Below are 26,749 nucleotides of genomic sequence, written 5' to 3' on the forward strand. Positions count from 1 at the left end.
GTACCGGGTCTATATGGGATATGATAAGACGCACAGCTTCAAGTACCATCTGAGGATGGACAAAGGCCCCGAGAGGGATTTCTCGGGGCCTTTTATGTCTCAGAACAGCTCCCGCTGCCCCGCATTCTCGCGCGCCTCGATCTCGTCGATTGACCCCTCGCGATACCAACCCGTCCCGGACTGCCGTTCGAGGGCGTACTCAGTAACGAGACAATCCTGCTCGCAATCCCAGCCATGCTTCAACCATCGAACGCCGTTGAGGCTATCTAGCGCAGCCGCTTCTCTCTCCGCGTCCTCTGCAGCTTCGATGCCCCTAACTCTCTCCATCTCGGCATCATCGAGCCTCTGGATCGCGTAAACGATCGCTTGTCGGTCTTCTTCATGCAGCGGACGAGTTGAGCCTACAGACCACGCCCTCACAGCGGCCGACCATTGCAGGTAGCTGTCGTCGAGCCAGGAAGTCCCGCACGTTTCGAAGAGCTTCTTAGCGAGCGCCTCGACAGTCGTGTCTCTCATCACGCGCGCCATCTCAGAAATCCTCCAGATCTGCCATCGCCCGGACTACAGCGGATTCCCAAGGCTGAATCTCGTCGCCGAGTTCGATATCCGTGACAGCCGCTTCGAGACGCTCGACCATTGATGTCGTGACCTGCGTCTGCCACGCCTTGTATTCGGTGCTGAGCGTCCAGAGCGTATATCTGCAGCAGTCAGCGAGCTCACAGAGGACAGTATCCGCATCGGAACGTCCGATGTGCTCAAACTGATCGCGAAGCTGCCAGGCACCGACACGCCAGCGGCTCCGGAGAGCGGCGGCGGCATCGAGAGGTGGGACTTCGGTCACGCGCGGATTAACCGACCAAGTCACCCTGACGCTGCCGCCGAGCTTGTCAGCGACTTCGCGCATACGGAGCGGGTGCGAATGCCTGTCGCGTACCAGCCCGGTGTCGTCGTGCGCGGTGTACACGGGCGTCAGATAAGCTTCCACGCCACCGACTTTGATGCGGTACGGCCACGCTGCAGCGCGCCAGTATGCGTCCACTGCCAGATCCCGGATCCGGTCGAGCGTCTCGGCAGGAATCGTCCGATGTGACACAGTAGCGCCACCGCGCGAATAGGCTTTCAGGGTTATTGGCGACAGTCCCAGTTCGGCAGCGGCCTGGTCACGCGTGGTGCCGTGGGAGGCGAGCAAGGCTTCGGCATCGCGGAATGCGACGACGACTTCGCCGACTGGCATACGGTAGTAAGCGCCACGCGACTGCGGCTCGATTTCGATTTGTAGTTCCATTCTAGTACTCCTCGACAAACATTCGCCGTTGAGGAAATGGTGTGTCCAACTCAGGACACATGCAAGGGGGCGCACAAGAAAACCTATTGTCAACAATTGCTTAGCTTAACGACATCAGGAAATCACACACCATGTCCACAGATTTGTCCGTGAGTTTTCCGCCGGCGCTTTCGCCATTTGTCGGTTTCGGCCGACGACGAGATCCTGGTGTCAACACAACAGGAGATGTCGAATGCAAACGAAACCGAAATCGCTACTGGATCTACTGAATCCATTCGTGTGGCTTGCCGCAATTTTCGGCCCGCTGCTGAGATTCCTTGGGCTCGCGTCGCCACCGCAGACGGGAGGATTTGAGAACATCAGCACGGGCGACGTCGAAGATGAGGCAAGATCCGCTCGCGAAACCGAAGAAGCGATAGATGCCATCATGGAGCAAATGTCGCCTGCGGATGTCGTCAAAGCCTACGCCCGGGCCGACGAGGACACACGATCGACGATGGATCTATCTGTGCTCGACCTCGAGGGCCAGGACTGGCTCCTCAACCTTTCCGACGAGGATCTCGATTTGCTTGGGATGTCTACGGAGGCAGCGTGTGCAAGGAGCCTTCAGGCTCGGAGCGTCCAGCCTGCATATCGCAAACCTCGACCCGAAGCAGAAGCGCCCGCAGTCCTGTCGACCGCGAGCGCTGATGAAGAAGACTATGAAGAGTGGAAGCGGCAGCTAGTCGCGAAGCACTTCCGCGAGCTGTTCCATGCTCCGGGCGTTCCCAACCTTGAACCGAAGCATACCCCTGGACCCACGGTTCACTGAGATCACGTCGGACTTCACGTTGAAGCCGCCCGCAACCACCGCCGGGCGGTTTTCGATTTCGAACTTCCTGAGGGCGTCCCACAGCTCAGGGATCTCGTTCAGGACATGCCCCCAGCGCACCGCCATCGCTTCATCGGAGAGATCTGTCTTCGGATTCATCAGGCAGCTCCACGATTGCGATCGATATGTGCCTGGCGCTGGCTGAGAGCTACCCGAAGACGGCGGACTTCGGCTTCCAGAGATGCGACATGACGGACGGCTCGCATAGCAACGCGGCCGAGATCATCAGCACGACCTCGGGCTTCGATCAGCTCGGTGGCATACTGATATGCAGCGCGGCGCTCCTTGCGCTCATCGGCTGCGCGCTTGCCTGCAGCGTGAGCGGCCGACATGGTCGACGCGAGGCCGCCGAGGAGGAGGGTGAGTTCGCCTGCAGCGCGGGCAGCGGGATCGCGGGAGGTAAAGATCGTCATTCGCGGCACTCCTTCTGAACTCGGGACATCATCGGTACACGGACCCGATTCGTTTGGGAGCCCCAGATCTCCAGGAACAGTTAAGAGAGTGCGATCGTACTCGCGGAGATATCCGTGAGTTCAGCGCGGCAGCTTCTTCGCTACCATCTTGTTGCCGACCTTGTTCGTGCAGCCTTGGCATCTCAGCTTGGCGGGGATCGCTTTGAGGATGGCCTTCCGTCCGAGCACTCGGATCACATCCCTGCGTTCGACAGGGCCACTCCTGCGGCATGAAGGACAGGTGCCGACGAGGAAGTACCATTCAGGAAGTCGATCAAGAGTTTCTTCGGCGGCCGACCCCAACTGAGGAGCGGCCGCCTGGACTCCGGGACAGGTGGATCCGGGGCAAGCGCGATCGTCATACGGTGCCGCTGATTCAGATGGACGAGGACTTTCCCTGGACGCTCGCGAACGGCTGCCTTGAGAGCGGCGACGGACACCGCGAAGACGGTCGAGCGGGATATCGTCTCCAAGAGCTGGCCGCCAGCCTCAGGCGCGTCCGACCAGACTTCGACACGGTATGGAGCCTCAGGCGGCTCGGATCCACCGCGGCGGCTGCCTTCGCCGACGGTATAGCCGACATCGGCGCCATCGCGAACGATGTCGATGCCGCGGCGGTGTTTCACGAGACCCGCTCGTATTGCGGCTTCCAGCCTCGACCGATTCCCTTGGACATCAGGCTGGATGCGATCCAGAGCTGGTCCCTGAGGAAATCGGCGTCGGCGAGCAGAGAGCGGATCGCAACGAGTGGATCCCCGCCTGCTGCCTTGAGTACAGATACGGCCAGATCGACCGACTCGGGTGACTGGGTGTCAGTCTTAACGATGGGGATGTCGAGTGCGAGTTGCTGAGCCATCAGAGCCTCCATAGGAATGTTATCCGCGTCAACGAATTTGTTCCTATTTTGTTCTCGTAGCGATCAGAGTCAAGCGGAGTCTTTTACGCGACGTCAGGAACAGGGAGTCGTTGCAAGGCTCTTCGGTTCACTCTCTAGTTTCTTGACCGATGGTCCCGCTAACTTGGTCAGATCGAGCAGATGGTAAACGGCGTCGTCGTCGAGCTCTATCCCCGAGTACCAGTCGCGGTTCCCCTCAGCCTTAAACAAGACGCCGCTGACTTCCGGCCAAACGAGGTGCAGCTTGTTCAAGCACTCTGCGTTGTTGTGCTTCAGAGCGTTTGCGAGGCGATGTACCCGGGCGAATTCGGGAGGTATCGCATAGCCGAGGCTTTCTGATGCCGCCGTCAGCTTCTTATGGTTTCCATTAGGGAGGTTGGCATATACCCGGAGCCGACGTTCCCAGTAATGATAGATCGTGATAGCGAATGCCTTCCGGAGTTCTGCATAAGCCTCCTGCAGGACCTCCATCTTATAGCTATAGATGTCCCCTGGATCGAAGAGCGTTGATCCGTCCTCCGCGCACTGAGGCTCCTCCGCATAGTCGCCAGACTGGCTGTCCCAAGCCTCCGACTCTTCCCGTATTTGATCTTGGATACCCTTGGCGGCTGCGGCAAAACTATCTCGAAGACAATCGATGCCTGACTGGTACATGAAGCCGCGCACGTTGAAATTCAGTTTTGCCATTCTTCTCGCCGCTCCCGGGTCGGATGATGTCCCCGATCTGAGTGAGAGGACGATCGCAAGTCAACGAGGGACGTCTCGAATCTTGCAGATGACCGTGCTCAGATGGCGACGGTATGGAAAACGGTATGGCCTGAGGTCTCAAGTTTGTGGACAAACACTGGCACCGCCTCATGAAACCGAAAACGGTATGGAAACGGTATAGGTCGTCAGACACACCTGAAGTTACAGCGCCTTCGCTACCGTACCGCGCCGTAAGTAATTGAACTTGCTAGGAAAATATGGTGCCCGGAGGCGGATTTGAACCACCGACACGCGGATTTTCAATCCGCTGCTCTACCAACTGAGCTATCCGGGCATCGAGGCTCCAAAAGCCTTCCGGCGAAAGCCGGCGGGGGTATCTCCCCCGGAAGCGAGCGGGGTTATAACATCTTGTTCGGCCATGTCCAGCACCCTCGCCCACTTTTTTGACAGGTTTGCGAAAGTCGCAAATTCCCCAACAAAAACAGCAGGCGCGGGCGCCGACATGCGCAGCGACGTTATTCGCGCTCGTCGCCCCCGCCCGCCTTCGTTTCGTCTTCGGCGACGGGAATGGCGTAGGAGCCGTTCAGCCAGCGGGAAAGATCGAGCGTGCGGCAGCGGTCGGAGCAGAAGGGATAATGTTCGCGCGCGGACGGCTTGCCGCATTCGGGGCAAGGCCTCGTTTTTCTGAGCGGCTCGACCTTGCCGCCGGTCTTGATGGGTTCGGATGCCATGTGCCAAGCACTCCTTTCTCTGGAAGGGCGTGGATATTTGCGGTCGCCAGCGATGTCCAACGGGCCGGCTGTCCCGGGTTGGCCCAGGATCGGCCCTGGATCGGCTTTGCGCCCTGCCCTGAGCCGTTTGGATCTTCGGGTATCAGGCCCGGCCGGGATTCGGCCTCGATCCTGATTTCAGCCTTCCGGCCAGGCGGCCGCGACATCGAAGCCTTCGCCGGAAAGAAGCGTCGTCACCTCGTAGAGCGGCAGGCCGACGACATTGCTGTAGGAGCCGACCAGCTTCTGGACGAAGGATCCGGCAATGCCCTGGATCGCATAGGCGCCGGCCTTGCCGCGCCATTCGCCGGACGCGATGTAGTTCTCGATCTCGCGGATGGAAAGCCGCTTGAAGCGCACTTTCGTCTCGACCACCTTCTGGCGGAACTGCCCGCCCGGCGTGACGAGACAGATGCCGGTATAGACCCAGTGGCCGCGGCCGGAGAGCAGGTTCAGCGCTGCGGAAGCCTCTTGCGTATATTCGGTCTTCTCCAGGATGCGCCGGCCGACGGCGACCACCGTATCGGCCGAGAGGATATAGCTGTGGCGCCAGGCCGGATCGCCCTTCACCGCGGCAAACGCGGCCTCGGCCTTCTCGGTGGAAAGCCTGCGGGCGAGCGAGCGCGGATGTTCGGATTTCTTCGGCGCCTCGTCGATATCCATCGGCATCAGCCGCATCGGCCGGATGCCGGCCTGGTTGAGGAGATCGAGGCGGCGCGGAGAACCGGAGGCCAGTATCAGCTTTTGTTCCAGCGCCATGAGAGCCCGCCGCGAAGGATGAGATTACTTGAAGCGGTAGGTGATGCGGCCCTTGGTCAGGTCGTAGGGCGTCATTTCGACGAGCACCTTATCGCCGGCGAGAACGCGGATGCGGTTCTTGCGCATGCGGCCGGCGGTGTGGGCGATGATCTCATGCTCGTTTTCGAGCTTTACGCGGAAGGTCGCGTTGGGCAGGAGTTCGGTGACGATGCCCGGGAATTCAAGGACTTCTTCTTTTGCCATCTAAGGGTTTTCTTCCTGTTTTGGATGCGGGACCGGCGAAACGATATCCGCCGCCCGGAAATTTGGGCGGAAACTACACAATCATGTCCGCTTTGTGAACCTCGCTTGGGAACGATTCTCAAAGTCCGTTCAGGCCGTCTCCGCCGGGTGCCGGCGCAGGCCCGAAAAGCGCTCGTCGATCAGCCGCCAGAGATGATCGCGCACCTCGCGATAGGCATTCAGCATCTGGTCGCGCGTGCCGGTCACGGCGGTGGGATCCATGGTCGGCCAGTATACCACGTCGATCGCGTTGGAACGGGTCAGTTCGAGCGCGGCGTGATGGGCTTCCGGCGTCAGCGTCACGATCAGATCGAAAAAATCGTCTTCCAGTTCTTCCAGTGCGCGCGGCTGGTGCCGGCCGATCGTCAAGCCGACCTCCTCCAGCACCACATCCACGAAAGGATCGCGCTCGCCGGAGCGCACCCCGGCCGACTGGACATAGATATCGTGCGGCAGGAGGTTTTTTGCAATGGCCTCGGCCATCGGCGAACGGATGACGTTGAAACCGCACATGAAGAGGACGGCACCTGGCCGCCTGGCGCCCGCACTCCCGGCATGTCCTTCGGGCGGAACGGCGCTCTCCATGGTCAGCCGCGCCAATAAAGCACGCAGACCAGGGTGAAAAGCCGCCGCGCCGTATCGAAATCGATATGGATCTTGCCGTTCAGCCGGTCCATCAGGGTCTGCGAGCCCTCGTTGTGAATGCCCCGCCGGCCCATGTCGATCGCCTCGATGCGGCTCGGGGTGGAGGAGCGGATCGCCTCGTAATAGCTCTCGCAGATCATGAAGTAGTCCTTGATGATCCGCCGGAAGGGGGTGAGCGAGAGGATGTGGGTGACGACGTCGGCGCCCGCCTCGGTGGTGACGGCGAGGATGAGCTTCGAATCGACCAGCGAAAGCTTCAGCCTGTAGGGGCCGCCCGCATGGCCGGCGGGTTCGAAGCGGTTTTCCTCGATCAGGTCGAAGATGGCGACCGCCCGCTCATGCTCCACGTCGGGCGTCGAGCGCCCGATCGAATCGTCCAGAACGACGTCAGAGAGCCGGTAGTCACCTCCCGCCATCCGTCAGCCCCCGTCGTTAAGTCGAATGGCGACGGAACGGGCATGCGCATCGAGGCCTTCGGAGCGCGCCAGCGTGATCGCCGCAGGGGCGAGCTGGCGGAGCTGATCGGGGCCGAGGCGCAGGATCGAGGTGCGCTTGACGAAATCCAGCACCGAAAGGCCGGAGGAGAACCGCGCCGAACGCGCGGTCGGCAGCACATGGTTGGAGCCGCCGACATAATCGCCGATGACCTCCGGCGTATGGCGGCCGATGAAGATGGCGCCGGCATTGCGGATGCCCGGCAGCAGCGCATCGGGATCGGCAACCGCAAGCTCAAGATGTTCGGCGGCAATGCGGTTGGCGAGCGGCAGCGAGGCCCGAAGGTCCGGCACGAGAACGACCGCGCCGAAATCCCGCCAGCTGGCGGCGGCGGTGCCGGAACGGGAAAGCGTCTTCAGCTGGCGCTCGACGGCGGCTTCGACGGCCTTGCCGAGCGACGCATCGTCGGTGATCAGGATCGACTGGGCGCCGGCATCGTGCTCGGCCTGGGCCAGGAGATCGGCCGCCAGCCAGTCCGGATCGTTTTCCCCGTCGGCGATCACCAGCACTTCGGACGGACCGGCGATCATGTCGATGCCGACCGTTCCGAAAACCTGGCGCTTGGCGGCAGCGACATAGGCATTGCCCGGGCCGACGATCTTGGCGACCGGCGCGATTGTTTCGGTGCCATAGGCGAGCGCCGCCACGGCCTGCGCGCCGCCGACGCGATAGATTTCCGTGACGCCGGCGATACGGGCCGCGGCCAGCACGGCCGGATTGATGCTGCCGCCGCCGGCCGGCACGACCATGACGACGCGCGGCACGCCGGCGACCCTTGCCGGCACGGCGTTCATCAGCACGGAGCTCGGATAGCTTGCGGTGCCGCCCGGAACGTAGAGGCCGACTGCCTCGATCGCCGTCCAGCGGGAGCCCAGCCCAACGCCGATCGCATCCTCGTAGATATCGTCCTTCGGCATCTGGCGGACATGGTGGCGCTCGATACGCTCGGCGGCGAATTTCAGGGCATCGAGGACCGCCGCATCCGTTTCGGCGACGGCGGCGTCGATATCCGTCTCGCTAACCCGGATACCGGCCTTCGAAAGATCCACCCCGTCGAACCGGGCCGAATAATCGATCAGAGCCGCATCGCCACGGGCACGCACGTCGTCGATGATGGCACGCACCACCGCGTTCACATCTTCGGAGACTTCCCGTTTGGTCGAGAGGAAAGCGGAAAATCTTTCCTCGAAATCCTGCGATGCCTGCTCAAGCCAGATTGCCAAGCGGATATTCCTTCCAACTCACACGAAGATGCGATCCCGTTCGGGATCCGGAGGCCGTATGCCGGGGATCCTATGGATGACGGGGCTTCGACGCGGTTTCCCACGCGCCGCCGACATCTGCAAGAGCCACTTCGATACATTCGACATCGAGCGCGATCGTCGCATTGCCGGCAAGCACCAGTTCCACGGTGCCTTCCGGGCCTTCGCCCTTCTGGGTGAAGGTGACCGCCAGAAGCGAAAGCACCTCGTCCCTGTTGTTGCGATCGATGCCGGTGGAACGCACCGCCTCGACGCGCTTGAACACCAGGGCGGAGCGGCGGCGCTCGAAACCCTTGCGTTTGCGGACCGCGGTTTCCCAGACGAACCGATTGCCGGCAAGCGCGAAATTCCGTTCGGCGGGCGACCAGTGGACGTCGCCCACCTTGAAGACCGCGTCCTGCATATGGGCGGAGATCACGCCCAGGTCATCCGTATCCAGGGCAAGCAGCTTCAGCTCGGTCATCGGTTCCCTTATCCATCCAGAATGCGTGTCCACGCAAATGTTCCTGAGACTGGAAATAGGATGCCGGAGGGGCAGAAGCAACAGAGTCTGGATAACCGGCATCGCCAAACCGAAAGAACGCCCTTTGCCCGCGCCGGACGTCGGTCCGGTGCGGTTGAGGCTGGGAGGGGCAGGCGGGTATTCAAGGTATGCAGATCAAGGTCTTGCCTGCCCCGATCGTTCCGGATGGTTTCAAGGAGGATTTCCGAGCCCTCCGCCGCCATCCATTGCGACCATCACCGGAACCGGCTTCTCAGAACCCGAGGAGGCGACCGGTTCGCGAACCCGGCTCCCATCCGATGACGAGACGATTATGACAGAGGCCGCCAAACCGGGGACGATGTGGGGATGGAAAAAATGCCAAGTGGTTGAAAACGTTCGTCCGGACAAGCCGGACGGCCACAATTCATCCCCGCCCTGGCTCCTCCGGGGCGGCCAAGCGTGGCGCGATCTTTCAGATTCGCCTGCCACGCTTCAGGTTCTTGTCTTTACGCATGTCGGTGGCGCAAAACGGCTCAATACTTTGCGCGACATGCTTCAGCTCGGAAAATCCGCCGAAAGGCTGATTTCCTTCCAGAGTTCGATCTGCGCCAGCCGTTCCTTCAGCTTCGCGGTGACGCTGTTGTAGCAGGTCGCGCCGAGGATGAGGTGTCGCGGCGCCTCCTCGGCCTCCGTTGCGGCGATCATCGCCTCCCCGGCGCGCACCGGATCGCCCGGCTGCTTGCCGCTGTAGGCGGCCGTGGCGGCCATGCGCGCGGCGGCCGTGTCGGCATAATCGGCGATCCTGCTCGGCGTCTGCTTCAGCGAGCGGCCGGCCCAGTCGGTGCGGAACCCGCCGGGCTCGACGCAGGTGACCTTGAGCCCGAGCGGCGCGACCTCGATGCTCAACGCATCGGAAAAACCTTCGACCGCATGTTTGCTGGCGGCATAATAACCTGAACTTGGCAGCCCCATGAAGCCGGCCATCGAGGTGATGTTGATGACGTGGCCCCTGCGGCGGGCGCGCATGCCCGGCAGCACGGCGCGGGTCATGGCGAAGAGGCCGAAGACGTTGGCGTCGAACATCGCGCGGATCTCATCTTCCACGCCCTCCTCGATCGAGGCCTGATAGCCGTAACCGGCATTGTTGACCAGGACGTCGATACGACCGAACCGTTCTTCCGCGGCCTTCACCGCGGCGGTGATCTGGCCCATGTCGGTGACGTCGAGATCGAGCGCCAGCGCATTGTCCCTGCCTCCGGCGAGATCGGCGACGCGATCCTTGCCGCGGGCGGTCACGACCGTCGGCCAACCCCGCTCGAGGGTCAGTTTGGCGAGTTCGCGGCCAAAACCGGTCGAACAGCCGGTGATGAACCAGACAGGGGAAGAAACATCGGCCATGGGAAATCTCCGTAAAAAGCCGGATCAGGAAATGAGGCGGAAGGGAAATGATATGCCCAAGCAACATAGTCACGCAAAAAAGGACGGCAAGGGTGGGCCCTGCCGTCCCTGGCAAATCTCGACGCTTGAAAAAATCAGTCGCTGACGCGCTCGACCATCGCGCCGCAGCGGGTGAGCTTTTCCTCCAGCCGCTCGAAACCCCGGTCGAGGTGGTAGACGCGGCTCACCATCGTCTCGCCTTCGGCCGCAAGGCCGGCGATGACCAGCGAAACGGAAGCCCGAAGGTCCGTCGCCATCACCGGCGCGCCCTTGAGCCGCGGCACGCCCTCCACCCTCGCCTTCTGGCCGGACAGCGAGATCCTGGCGCCGAGGCGGGCGAGTTCCTGCACATGCATGAACCGGTTTTCGAAGATCGTCTCGGTGATGTTGGAAACGCCGGAAGAACGCGTCATCAGCGCCATGAACTGCGCCTGCAGGTCGGTCGGGAAGCCCGGGAAGGGCTCCGTGGTGATGTCGACCGGCTGGATGCCGTTGCCGTTGCGCACGACGCGCAGGCCGGTTGCCGTCTCGGTGATGTGGGCGCCGGCCATGCGCAACGTATCGAGCGCATTGTCGAGAAGAGCCGCTTCGGTGCCTTCCAGCGTGACGTCGCCGCCGGCCATGGCGACCGCCATGGCATAGGTGCCGGTCTCGATGCGGTCCGGCAGGACGCGGTGACGGGCGCCGGACAGCGAGGCAACGCCTTCGACGGTGATCGTCCTGGTGCCGGCGCCGGAAATCTTCGCGCCCATGGCGGTAAGGCATTTGGCAAGATCGACGATTTCCGGCTCGCGGGCGGCATTTTCGATGACCGTCGTGCCGTTCGCCAGCGTCGCGGCCATCATCATCACGTGTGTCGCGCCGACCGAAACCTTCGGGAAGACGTAACGGGCGCCGACAAGGCCGCCCTTGGGAGCCGTGGCGTTCACGTATCCGCCATCGACTTCCATCGTGGCGCCGAGCGCCTGCAGGCCTTCGAGGAAAAGATCGACCGGACGCGTGCCGATGGCGCAGCCGCCCGGCAGAGAGACGCGGGCCTGGCCTTCGCGGGCGAGCAGCGGGCCGATGACCCAGAAGCTGGCACGCATCTTCGAGACCAGCTCGTAAGGCGCGGTCGTATCGACGATGGTGCGGCAGGTGAAGTTGATGGTGCGGGAATAACCCTCTTCCTGGCGCTCGCGCCGGCCGTTGACGGCGACATCGACACCGTGATTGCCGAGGATGCGCAGGAGCTGTTCCACATCCGCGAGGTGGGGCACGTTTTCGAGCGTCAGCGTGTCGCTCGTCAAAAGGGACGCGATCATCAGGGGAAGGGCGGCGTTCTTCGCTCCGGAAATCGGAATGCTGCCCCTCAGCTCATTGCCGCCGGAAATTCTGATGCGATCCATAAGTTCTCACTTTTCTCGTGCAAGCGCGAATGTCAGTCGTTGGACGAAATCCGCCGCCGCTTCCTTGGGTTATCCATATGGGCTGTCCACAAAAAACAGATCAGGATGATTCGTCCGTTTTTGCGGCAGGCAGCCCTTGCGTCTCGTCCGCGCTGCCGGCCCGGCGGGCGCGCGCCTGCGTCTTGCGCCGCATGAGGTTCTCGCGAAGCTTGGCCGCAGCCTTGGCCTTGCGCTCCGCCTCGCGGGCCTCCGCGGCCTTGCGGGCGCGGTCGCCGCGGGCTTCTGCGACCTCTTTTCGATGCGAATCGGGCAGTTCGTCGTTACTCGCCATGGTTTTCCATAACCAAAAAGCCTCGCAAACGAAAGCGGAAGCGACGTTTTCTGCATTTGCGCGGCAAGAACTTGGAATTTGCTGCTTGCGCTATGGGTGAACCTATGGCAATAGGCCGCTGCCGACGACGCGGGTTCTTCGCGCCGGCCGAAAGCTGCTATAGCTCAGGGGTAGAGCACTCCCTTGGTAAGGGAGAGGCCGAGAGTTCAAATCTCTCTAGCAGCACCATTTTTCCTCCCGACATCACGGTCCTTCCGCTTAAAATGTCCTGCGGCTGAGGCATGTTTTCCGAGTGTCGGATAATTTGATCCGCCAATGCAACGGGTTGGCACCTTTGTGCGTTGCCGGGCATCGGTTCGCTTTGCGAGCCTTCGGACAACGATGACTGGTGCCCTTTTGCAGCTGCGTGGAATCTTCGATCGCTGGAACAATCAATCGCTTGCCAGGCAATTCCTGCTCGCCGGGGGGATGGTGTCCTTCGCCGCAATGATGCTGGTCGGCGCTTACGTCGCCAGCCTGATCGAAGCCGCCGTCACACGCAATTCCGCCGCCTCGACGGCGCTTTATGTCGACAGCATCATCGCGCCGCTGCTTCCCGACATGAAGACCACCAAGACGCTCGACGACATCACCACACGTGCGCTCGACGAGACGTTCGGCCAGGGCGCGCTCGGCGGCAAGGTCGTTTCCTTCCGGCTCTGGCGCCTGGACGGCACGGTCCTCTACGCCACCGACAAAACCATGGTGGGCAAGCGGTTCGAACCGGGCGACGACCTGAAGAACGCCTTTTCGGGACAGATGGTGGCGCAGTTCGGACTGACCAACGATCCGGAAAGCCAATTCGAGCGGGCTTCCGGCGTACCGCTTCTGGAGATCTACAACCCCATCCTGCAGCCCTGGTCCGGCGAAGTCGTCGCGGTCTCGGAGTTCTACGAGGTCGCGGAGGGTTTTCAGCAAAGCCTCTATCAAGCACAGCTTCGAAGCTGGCTCGCGGTCGCCGGCGTGACGCTCGCCTTTTTCCTGCTTCTCTCGGCGATCGTCTTCCGCGGCAGCCGGACGATCGACAACCAGCGGCAGGCCCTGACGCAACGCATCGCCGAACTTTCCGAACTGCTCGCCCAGAACAAGGCGCTGCACGCGCGGGCGCAACGCGCCTCGCAGCGCGCAACCGCGCTCAACGAGAGCTATCTGCGCCGGCTCGGCGCCGACCTGCATGACGGACCGGCGCAACTCGTCGCCTATGCGGCGCTCCGCGTGGACAGCGACGTACTGACCGATCCCGGCACGCCACCGGGAAAACGCGAGGAGGAGGTGACGACGATCAAGGCCCGGCTGGACGAGGCGATGGACGAAATCCGCAGCATCTGCAGCGGCCTGGTGCTGCCGCAGATCGAAACCGCCGAACTGCCGGACCTGCTCAGGCGCGCCGTCAATGCGCACCGGCAGCGCACCGGCCTCGACGTCGCGCTGTCGATGGCCGACCGTTCGCGTCCGCTTTCGCCGTCGGCCAAGATCTGCATCTACCGCTTCGTCCAGGAGGCCCTCAACAACGGATTCCGGCATGGCGGCGGCGCAGACCAGAGCGTCCGCCAGATCTTCGACGGAGGCCATGTCGTTATCGAAGTGGCCGACCGCGGCCCGGGCTTCGATCCGGCATCGATGCGCCCGGAGGGGATCGGCCTCGCCGGCCTTCGGGAACGGATCGAAAGCCTCGGCGGGACATTCAACATCTCGACATCAAAGCACGGCACCACCGTGCGGATGTCTCTGAACGTGCAGGAAATGGAGCAGGCTTAATGACTGGGATCAAGATAGCGGTCGTCGACGATCATCCGCTCTTCAGGGAGGGCGTCATGCGCTCGTTCAGCGAGATCGCCGAATTCGACATGGTCGGCGAAGGCGGGTCGCGGGACGACGCGCTGCGCATCGTGCGGGATCTCTGCCCGGACGTCATGCTGATGGACATCTCGATGCCGGGAAACGGCCTTGAGGCGATCCGCGAAGCGCTGGAGGAGTGCCCCGACCTCAAGATCGTCATGCTGACGGTGTCGGAAGCGAGCGACGACATTGCCACGGCCTTGAAGCTGGGCGCCAAGGGTTATGTCCTGAAAGGTATCGGTTCGCGGGGACTTGCGGACGTGGTGAGGACCGTGGCCGCGGGAGAAAGCTATGTCTCGCCCGCCCTTTCGGCGCGGCTGATTGCCGGCCTTTCCGGTGCCGACACGCCGGAACGACCCGACCCCCTGTCGGAATTGACGGACCGCGAGCAGGAAGTGCTCAACCTCGTCGCCTCGGGCCTTTCCAACAAACGCGTGGCGCGGGAACTCGACCTCCACGAGAAGACCGTCAAGCATCACATGACGCGTATCCTCTCCAAGCTGAAGGTGACGAACCGGACGGAAGCGGCGCTGGCGCTCCGCGATGCTGCAGACCGATCAGCGACCGAACGACTGCAGCCTTGAGGCATCCGACGGGGTTGCCTGCCGGTTGACGATGGTGCGGGAGCGGGAATCGCGCATTTCATAACGGCCCTGCGATATTCTTTCGATCGTGCCGTTGTGATGGCGCACGGTGATCGAGTTTCCACGCGAATTGACCTCGGCGCCGGGCGGAGGGGGCGCGGGCGGAAAGCTCGATAGCGAGGGAGTGGTCGGCCCCACGCGGGGAGCGACGCCGGGGCCGGGAGCGACGTCAGGGCCGGGAGCGACGTCAGGGCCGGGAGACGTGCCGGAGCCGGCTGCCGGATCGGTCACGGCTCCGCCGACCGAGGTCGTTCCGGCTCCATTGCCCGGATCGCCCGGGGCGCCGCCTGCACCAGCGTTGCCAGTATCTGCGCCGCCGGCGGCATTGCCATTGCCTGTTTCAGATCCGTCGGCGGTGCCGCTGCCGTTATTGGCGCCGCCGGAGCCGCTCCCTCCCGCACTGCCGTTCGCGGAGCCCTCTCCGGCGTTGCCGCTTTCGGCACCATTGCCGGAACCGCCGGAACCGTTGCCCGCGCCGTTATCGCTGGCACCCGAATTGCCGCCGCCATTTCCGTTCCCGCTGCCGTTGCTTTCCTGCGCAGCAGCAGCAAGCGACGCAAATCGAGGCGCATGATGGCTGTCAACGACCATCTTGAACGGCATGACCGCGAAAGTGGCCGCAAGCAACGCACCGTTCAAAAAGGACAGTTTACATGTGGGCATCTCCAACTCCTGGCATCCTCATTTCCTGGGCCGGCCGAGCCGCGCATCGGGGAGGAAACCCTCGTTCGACCGGTTGGTTCCCTGCGGAGCGCCGGGCCTTGTCCCTTAACTTCGAAAGGCCCCGCCGACCGCGCGCGGCGATCGGCGGGCAAGGTTCTGCGCGGAAAGGGACCGATGTGATCGCGCAGGATCCGGTTCTCAGCTTTCGCGGCGGCTTCAGGCCGCGATGACCCCGATGGTGGTAACGAAGACGAAAAGTCCGGCGACCGGGATCAAAAGCCAGCGGGCCTGAAAAACGCTGTTGTCCATGGCGGAACCTCCTGGATAAGACCAGGATCAACCCCATCCTAACGCCGGAGTTCCTCGGTTTCACGCCCCCCGGGACCTTTGCGCCTGCCTCATCGGACCAAAGGCCCAAGCGCATCGGGCCGGAAGTCCGGCCTCGGCCCGACTGAAGCCCGACACCCGGAACGACCATCCGGAGGTGACGTTGGGAGGACGTATTGCAGCTCAGCAGAGCCTCGCAAGCGAAACGAAAAAACGAAAAGATGAGGAAACCCAAGCAATGAAACTCTCTACGAAACAGACGCTCGCGATTGCGCTTCTTGCAGGATCGACACTCTCGGTCATACCGGCCCTTGCCCAGACCTCGGGTTCGGGCGGCAGTCAGGGCGGCGCAGGCGCCACCACGCCGATCATTCCCGGCCAGGGCGCCGCAGGCTCCGGCGCCTCTTCGGGCGGCGCGGCTTCCGGAAGCGGCTCCATGCAGAACCAGGCCCAACCGTCGCAGGGTGCCGCCACTCAGCAGCCGCAGGGCCAGGGCTCGGCCCAAGGCAGCGGTTCGATGAATGCCGAAGGCAAGAGCGCCGATCCGCGCCTGAAGAAGCAGGGCGACAGCGCGCAGCAGCAGCCGGCGGAAAAATCCGGCCAGACGGACGGCTCCAACACTGCAAACAGCAGCGGTGCGGCGGATAAGGACCCCCGCAACCCGGCAACGACCACCGACAGCGCCCGCCAGAACAATAGCACGACGAACGGCGGCGCGCCTCAGAACGACACGAACCAGGCCGCCACCGATCGGCCTTCGAACGAGACCACCGGCAGCATCAACATCTCCACCGAACAGCGGACCGAGGTGCGCAACATCCTCGTCCAGAACAAGGTCGAGCCGGTTGATGTGGACGTCGATGTGAGCGTCGGCGTTGCCGTTCCCACCACGGTGGAGCTGCACCCGCTGCCGCCGCGCATCGTCGAAATCGTGCCGGCCTATCGCGGCTACGAATACTTCGTGCTGGCCGACGGCCGCATCATCATCGTCGAACCGTCGACCCATGAAGTCGTCTACATCCTGACCAGCTGACGGCCGAACAACAGGAGAACACCATGAGCGACCGGGAACCGACAGTGATCCACACGGGTGGCAGCGGCGGCTGGGCCGTCGCGGTCATTCTGCTGATCACGATCATCGCAGGCGGGTTCCTCCTCTTCGAAGGAGGCTATCTCGGTGGCCGCGACGTCAACATCGACGTCAGCCTGCCGAAGGTCGAGGCCCCCCCGCCGACGACGAAATGACAGCCTCGATCGGACATTCGAACTCAACCCAAAGCGGGCGACGCGCAGGCTGCGATCGCTCCGAACATAACCCAAGGAGAACTCTCATGAAGACCAAGATCATCGTTCTTTCCGCTGCAGTCCTCGGCATTCTTGCCCCTGCCGCCTCCGCCCAGCAGAGCACCGTCAACGGTGCGGCCGGCGGCGCCGTGACCGGCGCGATCGTCGGCGGCCCGGTCGGCGCCGCAGTGGGCGGCGTGGTGGGCGCCGTCGCCGGCACGGCCATCGATCCCCCGCCGCAGCGCGTGGTGAGCTATGTCGAAACCGCTCCGGCTCCGGCCTCGCCAGTCGTTGTCAAGGAAAAGATCGTGGTCGGCAAGCCGATCCCGCAGTCGGTCGTGCTGACCCCGGTTCCGGACAGCCCGAAATACGCCTATGCGGTCGTCAACGAACAGCGCGTCATCGTCGACCCGCAGACCCGCACGGTCGTTCAAGTCGTCCAGTAACCGAAGATAAAGTGCTGATTGATGAAGGAGGGCCGGCAACGGCTCTCCCTTTTTGTCGATGCGCGCCTGCCGCAGACCCGGTGAGCTCCCTCACCGGGTCGTATCGTCGTCGCCGATGCCTGCCGCTTCCGAAAGACGGACGAATTCCACGCCCCGGCGCTTCAGGGCCAGCAGCGCACGAGCAACGCCCTCGCCGGCCGCATGGGTCGGCTGGTTGATGTGGGCGATCACCACGTCGCCGTCCCTGGCCGAGGCGATCCGCCTTTCCGTGGCCTCCGCACCGAGCAGCGAGCCGCCGTCGCCATTCACCGAATAACCGGCGATCCGGTATCCCATGGCGCGGATCTGGTGGATGGCGGACGCATCGTATTTGGCGGTCGAGCCGCGGAACCAGCGTGGCTGGGAAAAACCGGCCGCCAGCATCGCCTCGGCGCCGCCCGCCACTTCCTGGCGCACCGCTTCGGGTGAGCCGGCAGCGGCAATCCCATAGATCAGCGTCGGCGTATCGACCGCCGGCACATGGTTCTGGCCGTGGTTCTCGATATCGAAGAGATCGAGGTTCTGCAGGAAGACCGCAACGGCCTGCGGGTTCGTCCTCAGCCAGCGGGCGGTGACGAAAATCGTCGCCGGAATGCGCTCCTGAACCAGAACCTGAAGGATGCGCTCGTCGGCCTGCCCCATGCAGGCATCGAAAGTAAGTGCCACACGCGGGCGGGCGGCGATGCCGGAGCGCGCCACGTTCAGATGCGGCTCCACAAGCTTCGGGCCGGCGCCGGCACGTTTGGGCGCGGCAGGCGATTGCGGCGCCATCGCCTGGACGGGCGCTGCGGGTTTTGGCGGAAAGGCCGTGACGGTTTCGGCCGAGGCCGCAAAGGGCAGAAGCGCGAGGACGGCAGAAAGAACAATAGGACGCATGGAATACCGGTCGGAATCTGCCCGTGCTCTATCGCCAAATGCTTAAAAATACCATGCGGCCGAATGCTGCTCTTAACAAAAAGGTCGGGTGTTGCTGGTTTTGGTCTCTCCACAGACCCTACGTCGTTGTCCTCGGATCCAGCCCGAGGCCAAGCATGATGAAAGAGATCTTCTCCGCCGATTTAGTGATCCCGCGCCTAGAGTATCCGGCGAAAACGGAGTCGCCTCCAATGCTCTATCTCTTTGTTTTTACGCAATTCCGGACGCAAAAACCGTTCCCACTTTTGCTGGAATTGCGCTAGAACCGCATGGCGGCAAGGCGGTTCTGCAGCGCCCTCGGCTCCTCCGCCTTGCGGCCGGCAAGACCCCGTTCCCAGGCAATCGCGGTTTCGACGATGAGGTCGAGATCGTCGTGGCGCGGCTTCCAGTCGAGCAGCCGGCGGGCCAGAGTGGAATTGGCGATGACGCTCGCCGCATCCCCCGGCCGGCGCGGGCCGTAGTTGATTTCGAACTTGCGGCCGCTCACCCGCATCACCGCGTCCAGCACTTCGAGCACGGAATAACCCTTGCCGTAACCGCAATTGGCGATCAGCGGCTCGCCGCCGCGGCGCAGATAACTCAGCGCCTTCAAGTGCGCGTTCACCAGGTCGGTGACGTGAATATAGTCGCGAATGCCGGTGCCGTCCGGCGTGGCGTAATCCGTGCCGTAGACATCGACGCGGCGCCGCTTGGCAAGGGCCGCCTCGCAGGCGATCTTGATCAGATGCGTGGCGCCTTCCGTCGAAAGGCCGGTGCGGCCCGCCGGATCGGCACCGGCGACATTGAAGTAACGCAATGCCACAAAGCGGAAGTCATGGGCGGCCGCGGCATCGCGCAGCATCATCTCCGACATTAGCTTCGACTGGCCATAGGGGTTCTTCGGATGCGGCGTGACGTTTTCGAGCACCGGCGTATCGTCCTTCTGGTCGCCATAGACGGCGGCCGTCGAGGAGAAGACGAAATGGCGGATGCCGGCATCGATCGCGGCGGCGGCCAGGAGACGGGTCTTGCTGGTGTTGTTCTCGTAATAATCCAGCGGATGGGCGACCGACTGCGGCACGACGATCGAGCCCGCGAAGTGCAGGATGGCGTCGATATCGTTTTCGGCAAAAATCTGTTTCAGGATGGAAATATCGCCGACATCGCCCAGGTAAAACCGCGCCGCGCCGGGCACGGCCCAGCGGAAACCGGTGGAAAGCCGATCGAGAACCACCACGTCCTCGCCCGCGTCCAGCAAAGCCCAGACCATGTGGCTGCCGATGTAACCTGCACCGCCCGTAACCAGAACCGCCATGTTATTCTTCCCTGCTCTTTATGTTTTGCAGGAGAAAAACACAGGGCTGCTTCAGCAATGCTTACCCGGCGGGGTTTCCGCCGGGTTTATCCTTCGATACGGCAAACCTGGTCTTGAAGGATTCGCTCGAATTTTACCGATTGCGTCCCCGAACGGGTCAGAGTCGCTTGATATAGTCGGAGAGACGGCCGGCCGCCTCCTCCACCTGGCCGGGATCGCGCAGGAAACAGGCACGCAGGAAGAGTTCGCCGCCCTTGCCGAAAGCAGATCCCGGCGCCAGCGCCACGCCGATCTTGTCGACGATATCGAGCGCTGCCCGGCGGCTGTCGGTGATGCCGTCCACCTTGACGAAGGCGTAAATGGCGCCTTCCGGCTTCAGGGTTTCGACCCGGTTGGTGGCGATCAGCGCATCGCAGAGGATATCGCGCGCCTGGGTCGCACGCCCGATATTGGCGCGCACGAAATCGTCGCCATCGTTCAGCGCCACGACGGCACCGCGCTGCAGGAATTGGGCGACGCCGGAGTTTGAATACTGCACGAGATTTTCGATGACCTGGCCCATTTCCGGCGGAGCGACCAGCCAGCCGACGCGCCAGCCGGTCATCGACCAGTTCTTCGAGAAGGAATTGGCGAAGATGATACGGTCGCCCTCTTCCATGATGTCGAGGAAGGAGGGCGCCCGGGCCGCGCCGCCGTAATAATAACGGGCATAGATCTCGTCGGCGATGATCCAGATGCCGTGCTTGCGGGCGAGCGCCAGGATCGCCTTGAGGTCGTCCAGCGAGGCGACCCAGCCGGTCGGGTTGGCGGGCGTATTGATGAACAGGCCCTTCGTCTTCGGCGTGATCTTCGCTTCCAGCTTGGCGAGGTCGAGCGACCAGCGGCCGCCGACAAAATCGAGCGGCAAGCCAACCGACCGGGCGCCGGAAATCTCGATCGCCGAGATGATGTTGGGCCAGGTGGGCGAAAGATAGACCATCTCGTCGCCCGGCGAGGTGACGGCCTGGACGGCGAGCATGATCGCATGCATGCCGGACCCGGTCACATAAAAATGCTCGGCCGGCAGCGAGACCGAGAAATGCCGCGCATAATAATCCGACAGCGCCTGGCGCAGTTCCGGAATGCCGCGCTGCCAGGTGTAGAAGGTCTCGCCGGCCATCAGCGCCTCGGTCGTGGCGCGGTTGATGAAATCCGGGCTCGGCAGATCACCTTCGCCGGCCCAGAGCGGAATCAATCCTTCACGGCCGCGGGCATAGGTGATGACCTCGACGATGCCGCTTTCGGGCGCCGCGACGGCACGGGGGCTGAGACTGGTGATGATCGACATCGGGATTCCCTTGGTCTGTTTTACCCCTCTTACCGCAAGGAGAGCCGGGAATCCCATGATTATGCGTGAGCCCGCAATCGATTCCGCTGATGAATCGAACAGGCGTGATCAAAAGATCACTCCGCCCGGTAGGGTTATTTGGTTTTCAGGATATCCCTGATCTCGCTCAGAAGCTGGATATCGGCCGGCGGCGGAGCGGGGGCCGCTTCGGCCGGCTTCTTTTCTTCCATCATCCGCAGCCTGTTCACGCCCTTGACCATCAGGAAGATGATCCAGGCGAGGATCAGGAAGTTGATGAAGACGGTGATGAAGCTGCCATAGGCGAAGATCGCGCCCTGCTTGCGCGCCTCTTCGAGCGTCGATGCCGTGACGTTGCCGGAAAGGGCGAAGAAGTAGTTCGAGAAGTCGAAGCCGCCGCCGGTGATGGCACCGACGATCGGCATGACGATGTCGTTGACCAGCGAGTTGACGATGCCGGTGAAGGCGCCGCCGATGATGATGCCGACGGCGAGGTCGATGACATTGCCCTTGGCGATGAAGGAGCGGAATTCGCTGACAACTGACATGGTCTTACCCCCGGGTTCATGAGCGTCGCAACCCAACATAGCGCATCGGCCGAAGCTGAAAAGACGCAAACTTCAAAAGGCCTAAACGCGATCGTCTATTGGACTTTTTGACGAGAAGCGACCGATTTTCAAGCCCATGCTTTTCCCCTAATGTTCACGCTGCCGCAATTTTTTGCGGGGAGGAGACATGCTTCCAGGCTGGATCATTTTCGTTTCGGCTTTCGCCTATGTGCTGCTGCTTTTCGCGGTGGCGAGCTATGGCGACCGGCGAAGCCGTCTCTTCGGCGTGCCCAAGGGCGGCAGGCCGGTCGTCTATGCGCTGAGCCTGGCGATCTATTGCACCTCCTGGACCTATTTCGGCGGTGTCGGGCTCGCGTCGCAAAGAGGGATCGAGTTCACCGGCATCTATATCGGTCCGATCCTCGCCTTTACCCTCGGCATGCCGATCGTCAGGCGCATCGTGGAGCTTGCCAAGGCCGAAAAGCTGACATCGGTCGCCGATTTCATCGCCGCCCGCTACGGCAAGAATTCCACCGTGGCGATGATCGTGGCGGTCATCGCGCTGGTGGGCGCCATTCCCTATATCGCACTGCAGCTCAAGGCGGTCTCCAGTTCGGTGGCCGCCATGGTCAATCCGTCGGATTACGGCATCGGCAGCGGCAATCTCTATTTCATCGATCTCGCGCTGATCGTCACGCTGCTGATGGCCTGTTTCGCGGTGATATTCGGCACGCGCCACACGGATGCGACGGAGCATCAGGACGGGCTGATCCTGGCCGTGGCGATGGAATCGGTCGTCAAGCTGTTCGCTTTCGCGACCGTCGGCTTCTCGGTCCTCTTCATCCTCTTCGACGGCCCGGCCGACCTGTTCTCCAAGGCCTCCGAAAACCTGCTGGTCAGCTCGGCCCTCGCCTACGAGACGCCGCTCAGCCGCTGGCTGATCCTGATCGGGCTCTCGGCCTTCGCGATCATCATGCTGCCGCGGCAGTTCCACGTGACCGTGGTCGAAAACCGCACGACGCGCGAGCGCAAACTCGCCGGCGCGCTTCTGCCGCTCTATCTGATCGCCATCAATCTCTTCGTGCTGCCCGCCGCCATGGCAGGCCTCATCACGTTCGGCGGCATCGGCGACGCAGATCTCTACGTGCTGACGCTGCCGCTTCACGGCGAGCTCAAGGTCGTCTCCCTGATCGCCTTCATCGGCGGCTTTTCGGCGGCGACCGCCATGGTGATCGTCGAATCCGTGGCGCTGTCGATCATGATCTCCAACGACATCGCCATCCCGATCTTCCTCAGGCAGCGTCTGATGGCCGCCCGCTCCGGCCAGCGCGCCGATTTCACCCGCACATTGCTCAATATCCGCCGCCTGGCGATCTTCGCGGTGCTGATCCTCGGTTACGGTTATTACCGGATGGCCGACAGCCAGTCCGGCCTCGCCTCGATCGGGCTGCTCGCCTTCGCGGCGATCGCGCAGATGGCGCCGGCACTGTTCGGCGGACTGATCTGGCACCGGGCCAATGCGCGCGGCGCGATCCTCGGCCTTTCCTTCGGCTTCCTCGCCTGGGCCTATCTGCTCTTCGTGCCGAGCCTCGGCGGGCCGGACAATTCGCATGTGGCGGCGGCGGTCCTCAACTTCCTGTTCCCCGGCACCGGCATCTTCACCGGCCCGGAAACCGACCCGCTGGTCAACGCGACGATCTTCAGCCTGACGCTCAATACGCTCGCCTTCGTGCTCGGTTCGCTATCGCGAAACCCAAGGCCCGTCGAGCGCATCCAGGCCGGTATCTTCGTCAAACGGCACCTTCGCTCGCAATTTGCGACCCGAGGCTGGAAGACCCGCGTCAGCGTCGGCGACCTGAAGGCGGCCATCGCCCGCTATCTCGGCGAGGAACGCATGCGGCGCTCCTTCTCCAACTATGAAAGGACCGCAGGACGGACCTTCCGCGACGAACAGCCCGCCGACATGGCGATGATCCATTTTTCCGAACAGCTGCTCGGCAGCGCGATCGGTTCGTCCTCGGCCCGCCTCGTGCTGTCGCTCATCCTGCAGAAGGCGGAGGACACCAATGCGGACACCGCCTGGCTGCTCGACCAGGCAAGCGAGGCGCTGCAATATAACCAGGACATGCTGCAGACGGCGCTTTCGCAGATGGACCAGGGCATCGCGGTGTTCGACAATTCCGAGCGGCTGACGATCTGGAACAGGCGTTTCCGCAGCCTTCTCGACCTGCCGGAACAGGTGGGACAGGTGGGTTTTCCGCTTGCCGATATCGTCGCCCTGCTCTGCGAGCGCGGCGACATCGCCGAGAGCGAGCAGGCGAACGTCATCCAGCATTTCCATACGCTCGATGCCCCCTTCTCGCTGGTGCTCTCCGGTGGCGAGCGGATCATCGAAGTGCGCTCCAACGCCATGCCCGACAAGGGGATCGTCGCGACCTTCACCGACATTACCGAGCGCGTCGCCGCCGACCAGGCGCTGAAGCAGGCCAACGAGACGCTGGAGCAGCGGGTCAGCGAGCGCACGGCGGAACTCACGCGCGTCAACCGCGAACTCGGCGAGGCGCGGGCCTCCGCCGACGAGGCCAATATCGGCAAGACCCGCTTCTTCGCCGCCGCCGGCCACGACATCCTGCAGCCGCTGAACGCCGCGCGCCTCTATTCCTCCGCGCTGGTCGAGCGGCTCGGTGGCTCCGACGCCAACGGCCCGCTGGTGCGCAACATCGATTCGGCGCTGGAATCGGTGGAAGCCATTCTCGGCGCCGTGCTCGACATCTCGCGGCTTGACACCGGCGCGATGAAGCCGCGCATCACGTCGGTGGCGCTCGACGACCTGATGAAGCGCATCGAGACCGACTATGCCCCGATGGCGCGCGAGAAGAACCTGAAATTCGTCGTCATGCCGACCTCGCTCCGGGTGCGGTCGGACGCGAACCTCCTGCGCCGCCTGATCCAGAACCTCGTCTCCAACGCGATCAAATACACGATCGACGGCAAGGTGCTGGTGGGCGTGCGCCGGCGCGGCGAACATGTGGTCATAGAAGTGCTCGATTCCGGCATCGGCATCCCGCCCTCGAAGTTCCGCACCGTCTTCAGGGAATTCGCACGGCTGGACGAAGGAGCCCGGACGGCGACGGGGCTCGGGCTCGGGCTTTCGATCGTCGACCGCATCTCGCGGGTCCTCAGCCATCCGGTGGAACTCGCCTCGACACCCGGCCGCGGCACGATCTTCCGCGTCGAAGTGCCGATGGACGTGTCGATGGCGCAGGCGCCCCGCGCTGTCGGCGAACCGCAGCGCCGCAAACGCTCGCAGCCGCTCAACGGGCTCAGGGTGCTCTGCATCGACAACGAGCCGCGAATTCTCGAAGGCATGGCGCTGCTCATCACCGGCTGGGGCTGCACCGTTGGCCAGGCGGATTCGATCGCGGCGCTGGACGACATCGTCGCCGGCCGCGAACCGCCGCCGGAAATCATCATCGCCGATTATCACCTTGACGACGGCAACGGCATCGAGGCGATCCTGAAGCTCAGAGCGAAGTACCAGGCGGATATTCCCGCCCTGATCATCACGGCCGACCGCACGCCCGAGGTCCGGGCCGAGGCGGAACGGTACGACATCGGCGTGCAGCACAAACCGGTGAAGCCCGCGGCGATGCGCGCCTACCTCACACAGGTTGCAGGATTGAAACGCGTCGCGGCCGAATAGGTAGCATGCTTATCACATTCCGTTTATCCCCCCGTTCATCTGAGAGTCATCACGGACAGTTTACGCTTCGTGTTGCCTAAACTGCCTAAGAAGGTTGTGTTCACCCCTATCTCTGGCGGAACCGTCCGGCTTCCAGCAACGTTTAGGCGCGTGACTTCCTGGCCCGAAGAGGCCTTACGGACCGAGCGGCGAGAGCTATCGGGACCGGCAGAGATGGAGACCGCGACCGATGAAACGCTTTGATATCATTGACGGAATGCGAGGATACTTTCTCGTGTTCATGGTGCTGAACCACCTCATCTTTGCCGGCGGTTATTTCCTGGTGAAGATCAATCACAACCAGCTCGCCTTCGTCGAGGACGCCCAGGGCTTCGTCTTCCTGTCGGGCCTGCTGATCGGCATGGTCTATGCCAAGAAGATGCTGAAGAACGGCTATGCGGCCGGCCGCACGGCGATCTACACGCGTGCCTTCGAACTATATCGCTATGCGATGGGCATCGTGCTGGTTGTATTGGCCGCGCAGATGCTGCTGCCCGGCGCCTATACGATCTGGTTCAACTGGCTCGGCTATACGAACTTCGACGATCCGCTGCGTCTCGCGTCGATCGCGACCTTCCTATACCAGCCGACTTTCATGGATATCCTGCCGCAATACATCGTCTACATGCTCTTTGCGCCGATGCTGGTGAAGCTCGTGCTGGAGGACAAGTGGCACTATGTCATCGCCGGCTCGGTGATGCTGTGGATGGCAGCCCAGCTCGGCCTTCAGCAGCTCGTCACCGCCCCGATCAACGAGATGATCATGGGCGCCGACGACCAGGGCATCCGTGTGTCGTTCAACCTGCTCGGCTGGCAGATCGTGTTTTATTCGGCCCTGGTATTGGGTGCGCTGACGGCTTCGGGCAAGATCGACTGGACGAAGATCCTGTCGCCGGAAAATACCTTCATCCCGAAGGCTGCCCTGTTGCTCGTCATGTTCTTCCTGCCGCTGCGCCTGATCACCGCGCATGAGCTGATGCCGCCGCATATGATCGGCAAGTTCGCCTCGATGGAAATCCGCGCCGATTTCGGCCCGGTCTATCTGTTGAACTTCGCCGCCGTCGCCGTGCTCGTCACCTGGCTGATCGTCGCCGGACCGAAACATCCGGCCGCCTGGGTGCGCAAGATCGCCGCCGGCATCACCTGGGTGTTCTCGATCAAATACCTGCAGCTCCTCGGCCGCCACTCGCTCTACGTCTATGTATGGCACGTCGCGATCGTCTATTTCGTCTATTATTTCGACGGACGCACGCCGGAGCTCAGCGAACTGACCAAGACCGCGATAGCCCTCGTCGCGATAGCCCTCCTGTCGATCCCCGCCCTGTGGCGCGAACGCGACAAGCTGTTCGGCACCTCGTCGCAGCAGCATGCTCCGGTCAAGGTGCAGCAGCCGGCCAAGCCTGGCGCACCGCAGCAGATGGTCATCCGGTAAGGCGGCTTGAGGCCCAAGGTAAGAATAAAGGCAGCGGTGCAGACCGTTGCCTTTATTGTTTTTTAGGAGCGGCGCAACGCCCTCTACGTCATCCTCGGGCCTGTCTCGAGGATCTGCACGACCTAATG

The 26,749-nt window shown here is 62.7% G+C and carries 30 protein-coding genes and 2 tRNA genes; 10 read left to right on the plus strand and 22 right to left on the minus strand.

Annotated features, from left to right (window positions below; genetic code table 11):
- Positions 1 to 99 precede the first annotated feature (99 nt).
- Entirely contained in the window at positions 100 to 528 is a 429-nt protein-coding gene (locus DMO26_RS29810; protein ID WP_117195953.1) for a hypothetical protein, read from the minus strand.
- 1 nt (position 529) lies between these two features.
- Positions 530 to 1,285, minus strand: coding sequence for a hypothetical protein (locus tag DMO26_RS29815; protein WP_117195954.1), 756 nt, complete (start codon positions 1,283 to 1,285; stop codon positions 530 to 532).
- Positions 1,286 to 1,517: 232 nt separating this feature from the next.
- Here DMO26_RS29815 and DMO26_RS29820 point away from each other — a divergent pair, with 232 nt between their 5' ends.
- A complete protein-coding gene (locus tag DMO26_RS29820; protein WP_117195955.1) occupies positions 1,518 to 2,096 on the plus strand; it encodes a hypothetical protein in 579 nt (192 codons plus the stop codon).
- A 158-nt stretch (positions 2,097 to 2,254) separates the two neighbouring features.
- Here DMO26_RS29820 and DMO26_RS33940 read toward each other — a convergent pair whose 3' ends face one another.
- The 15 genes from DMO26_RS33940 to DMO26_RS29895 all read right to left on the minus strand — a co-directional run bounded on the left by DMO26_RS33940 (position 2,255) and on the right by DMO26_RS29895 (position 12,064).
- Positions 2,255 to 2,569 carry a hypothetical protein gene (locus DMO26_RS33940; RefSeq protein WP_162895118.1) on the minus strand — a complete coding sequence of 105 codons (315 nt, stop codon included), beginning with the start codon at positions 2,567 to 2,569 and terminating at the stop codon, positions 2,255 to 2,257.
- Positions 2,570 to 2,802: 233 nt separating this feature from the next.
- A complete protein-coding gene (locus tag DMO26_RS29830; RefSeq protein WP_117195957.1) occupies positions 2,803 to 3,234 on the minus strand; it encodes a hypothetical protein in 432 nt (143 codons plus the stop codon).
- Positions 3,231 to 3,464, minus strand: a complete 234-nt coding sequence (locus DMO26_RS29835; RefSeq protein WP_162895119.1) for a hypothetical protein — start codon at positions 3,462 to 3,464, stop codon at positions 3,231 to 3,233. The genes DMO26_RS29830 and DMO26_RS29835 overlap by 4 nt, the downstream gene beginning before the upstream one ends.
- A 93-nt stretch (positions 3,465 to 3,557) precedes the next feature.
- Positions 3,558 to 4,190, minus strand: a complete 633-nt coding sequence (locus tag DMO26_RS29840; RefSeq protein ID WP_117195959.1) for a hypothetical protein — start codon at positions 4,188 to 4,190, stop codon at positions 3,558 to 3,560.
- 279 nt (positions 4,191 to 4,469) lie between these two features.
- Positions 4,470 to 4,545: transfer RNA gene (locus DMO26_RS29845), tRNA-Phe, on the minus strand.
- A 181-nt stretch (positions 4,546 to 4,726) separates the two neighbouring features.
- Positions 4,727 to 4,942 (minus strand): DNA gyrase inhibitor YacG, encoded by a 216-nt coding sequence (gene yacG, locus DMO26_RS29850; RefSeq protein WP_117195960.1) that lies wholly within the window; start codon positions 4,940 to 4,942, stop codon positions 4,727 to 4,729.
- Positions 4,943 to 5,119: 177 nt separating this feature from the next.
- Positions 5,120 to 5,740: a Maf-like protein gene (locus tag DMO26_RS29855; RefSeq protein ID WP_117195961.1), complete on the minus strand. Its 621-nt coding sequence runs from the start codon at positions 5,738 to 5,740 to the stop codon at positions 5,120 to 5,122.
- A gap of 24 nt (positions 5,741 to 5,764) precedes the next feature.
- Entirely contained in the window at positions 5,765 to 5,983 is a 219-nt protein-coding gene (infA, locus tag DMO26_RS29860; RefSeq protein WP_007759621.1) for a translation initiation factor IF-1, read from the minus strand.
- Between the two features lie 129 nt (positions 5,984 to 6,112).
- Positions 6,113 to 6,607 (minus strand): arsenate-mycothiol transferase ArsC, encoded by a 495-nt coding sequence (locus DMO26_RS29865; protein ID WP_117195962.1) that lies wholly within the window; start codon positions 6,605 to 6,607, stop codon positions 6,113 to 6,115.
- A gap of 2 nt (positions 6,608 to 6,609) precedes the next feature.
- Positions 6,610 to 7,083: a UPF0262 family protein gene (locus DMO26_RS29870; RefSeq protein WP_117195963.1), complete on the minus strand. Its 474-nt coding sequence runs from the start codon at positions 7,081 to 7,083 to the stop codon at positions 6,610 to 6,612.
- Positions 7,084 to 7,086: 3 nt separating this feature from the next.
- Positions 7,087 to 8,385 carry a histidinol dehydrogenase gene (gene hisD, locus DMO26_RS29875; RefSeq protein ID WP_117195964.1) on the minus strand — a complete coding sequence of 433 codons (1,299 nt, stop codon included), beginning with the start codon at positions 8,383 to 8,385 and terminating at the stop codon, positions 7,087 to 7,089.
- Positions 8,386 to 8,455: 70 nt separating this feature from the next.
- Complete coding sequence (locus tag DMO26_RS29880) at positions 8,456 to 8,887, minus strand: DUF2948 family protein (RefSeq protein WP_117195965.1); 432 nt, start codon at positions 8,885 to 8,887, stop codon at positions 8,456 to 8,458.
- Positions 8,888 to 9,463: 576 nt separating this feature from the next.
- Positions 9,464 to 10,306, minus strand: coding sequence for an oxidoreductase (locus tag DMO26_RS29885; RefSeq protein ID WP_117195966.1), 843 nt, complete (start codon positions 10,304 to 10,306; stop codon positions 9,464 to 9,466).
- Positions 10,307 to 10,440: 134 nt separating this feature from the next.
- Positions 10,441 to 11,733 (minus strand): UDP-N-acetylglucosamine 1-carboxyvinyltransferase, encoded by a 1,293-nt coding sequence (gene murA / locus DMO26_RS29890; protein ID WP_117195967.1) that lies wholly within the window; start codon positions 11,731 to 11,733, stop codon positions 10,441 to 10,443.
- 100 nt (positions 11,734 to 11,833) lie between these two features.
- On the minus strand, positions 11,834 to 12,064 hold the full coding sequence (locus DMO26_RS29895; RefSeq protein WP_117195968.1) for a hypothetical protein: 231 nt from the start codon (positions 12,062 to 12,064) through the stop codon (positions 11,834 to 11,836).
- Between the two features lie 153 nt (positions 12,065 to 12,217).
- Here DMO26_RS29895 and DMO26_RS29900 point away from each other — a divergent pair.
- From DMO26_RS29900 to DMO26_RS29910, 3 genes are all read left to right on the plus strand, one after another.
- Positions 12,218 to 12,292 (plus strand) — tRNA-Thr (locus DMO26_RS29900).
- A gap of 153 nt (positions 12,293 to 12,445) precedes the next feature.
- On the plus strand, positions 12,446 to 13,861 hold the full coding sequence (locus DMO26_RS29905) for a sensor histidine kinase (RefSeq protein ID WP_117195969.1): 1,416 nt from the start codon (positions 12,446 to 12,448) through the stop codon (positions 13,859 to 13,861).
- Positions 13,861 to 14,526 (plus strand): response regulator, encoded by a 666-nt coding sequence (locus DMO26_RS29910; protein ID WP_117195970.1) that lies wholly within the window; start codon positions 13,861 to 13,863, stop codon positions 14,524 to 14,526. Before DMO26_RS29905 ends, DMO26_RS29910 begins: the two co-directional genes overlap by 1 nt.
- Here the strand turns inward: DMO26_RS29910 and DMO26_RS29915 are convergent.
- Complete coding sequence (locus DMO26_RS29915; RefSeq protein ID WP_226951469.1) at positions 14,500 to 15,249, minus strand: hypothetical protein; 750 nt, start codon at positions 15,247 to 15,249, stop codon at positions 14,500 to 14,502. The two genes, DMO26_RS29910 and DMO26_RS29915, sit on opposite strands and share 27 nt — an antisense overlap.
- A 565-nt stretch (positions 15,250 to 15,814) precedes the next feature.
- Between DMO26_RS29915 and DMO26_RS29920 the strand changes: the two genes are divergently transcribed.
- The 3 genes from DMO26_RS29920 to DMO26_RS29930 all read left to right on the plus strand — a co-directional run bounded on the left by DMO26_RS29920 (position 15,815) and on the right by DMO26_RS29930 (position 17,306).
- The gene (locus tag DMO26_RS29920; RefSeq protein WP_117195971.1) at positions 15,815 to 16,609 is read left to right on the plus strand and encodes a DUF1236 domain-containing protein; all 795 of its coding nucleotides are present in this window, start codon (positions 15,815 to 15,817) and stop codon (positions 16,607 to 16,609) included.
- 23 nt (positions 16,610 to 16,632) lie between these two features.
- On the plus strand, positions 16,633 to 16,821 hold the full coding sequence (locus DMO26_RS29925) for a hypothetical protein (protein ID WP_117195972.1): 189 nt from the start codon (positions 16,633 to 16,635) through the stop codon (positions 16,819 to 16,821).
- A gap of 86 nt (positions 16,822 to 16,907) precedes the next feature.
- Positions 16,908 to 17,306 (plus strand): DUF1236 domain-containing protein, encoded by a 399-nt coding sequence (locus DMO26_RS29930; protein ID WP_117195973.1) that lies wholly within the window; start codon positions 16,908 to 16,910, stop codon positions 17,304 to 17,306.
- A 90-nt stretch (positions 17,307 to 17,396) separates the two neighbouring features.
- Here DMO26_RS29930 and DMO26_RS29935 read toward each other — a convergent pair whose 3' ends face one another.
- A complete protein-coding gene (locus DMO26_RS29935; protein WP_117195974.1) occupies positions 17,397 to 18,221 on the minus strand; it encodes a polysaccharide deacetylase family protein in 825 nt (274 codons plus the stop codon).
- A 155-nt stretch (positions 18,222 to 18,376) separates the two neighbouring features.
- Between DMO26_RS29935 and DMO26_RS33945 the strand changes: the two genes are divergently transcribed.
- Positions 18,377 to 18,523: a hypothetical protein gene (locus tag DMO26_RS33945; protein ID WP_162895110.1), complete on the plus strand. Its 147-nt coding sequence runs from the start codon at positions 18,377 to 18,379 to the stop codon at positions 18,521 to 18,523.
- Here DMO26_RS33945 and galE read toward each other — a convergent pair.
- From galE to mscL, 3 genes are all read right to left on the minus strand, one after another.
- Positions 18,520 to 19,554, minus strand: coding sequence for a UDP-glucose 4-epimerase GalE (galE, locus tag DMO26_RS29940; RefSeq protein WP_117195975.1), 1,035 nt, complete (start codon positions 19,552 to 19,554; stop codon positions 18,520 to 18,522). The genes DMO26_RS33945 and galE overlap by 4 nt on opposite strands.
- 157 nt (positions 19,555 to 19,711) lie before the next feature.
- Positions 19,712 to 20,881 (minus strand): pyridoxal phosphate-dependent aminotransferase, encoded by a 1,170-nt coding sequence (locus DMO26_RS29945; RefSeq protein WP_117195976.1) that lies wholly within the window; start codon positions 20,879 to 20,881, stop codon positions 19,712 to 19,714.
- Positions 20,882 to 21,015: 134 nt separating this feature from the next.
- The gene (mscL, locus tag DMO26_RS29950) at positions 21,016 to 21,447 is read right to left on the minus strand and encodes a large conductance mechanosensitive channel protein MscL (RefSeq protein ID WP_117195977.1); all 432 of its coding nucleotides are present in this window, start codon (positions 21,445 to 21,447) and stop codon (positions 21,016 to 21,018) included.
- A gap of 187 nt (positions 21,448 to 21,634) precedes the next feature.
- Between mscL and DMO26_RS29955 the strand changes: the two genes are divergently transcribed.
- A complete protein-coding gene (locus tag DMO26_RS29955; RefSeq protein WP_117195978.1) occupies positions 21,635 to 25,150 on the plus strand; it encodes a PAS domain-containing hybrid sensor histidine kinase/response regulator in 3,516 nt (1,171 codons plus the stop codon).
- 229 nt (positions 25,151 to 25,379) lie between these two features.
- The gene (locus DMO26_RS29960) at positions 25,380 to 26,621 is read left to right on the plus strand and encodes an OpgC family protein (RefSeq protein WP_117195979.1); all 1,242 of its coding nucleotides are present in this window, start codon (positions 25,380 to 25,382) and stop codon (positions 26,619 to 26,621) included.
- The last annotated feature ends 128 nt before the right edge of the window (positions 26,622 to 26,749 follow it).

This window comes from Rhizobium terrae, assembly GCF_003425685.1.
Lineage (GTDB): Bacteria > Pseudomonadota > Alphaproteobacteria > Rhizobiales > Rhizobiaceae > Neorhizobium > Neorhizobium terrae.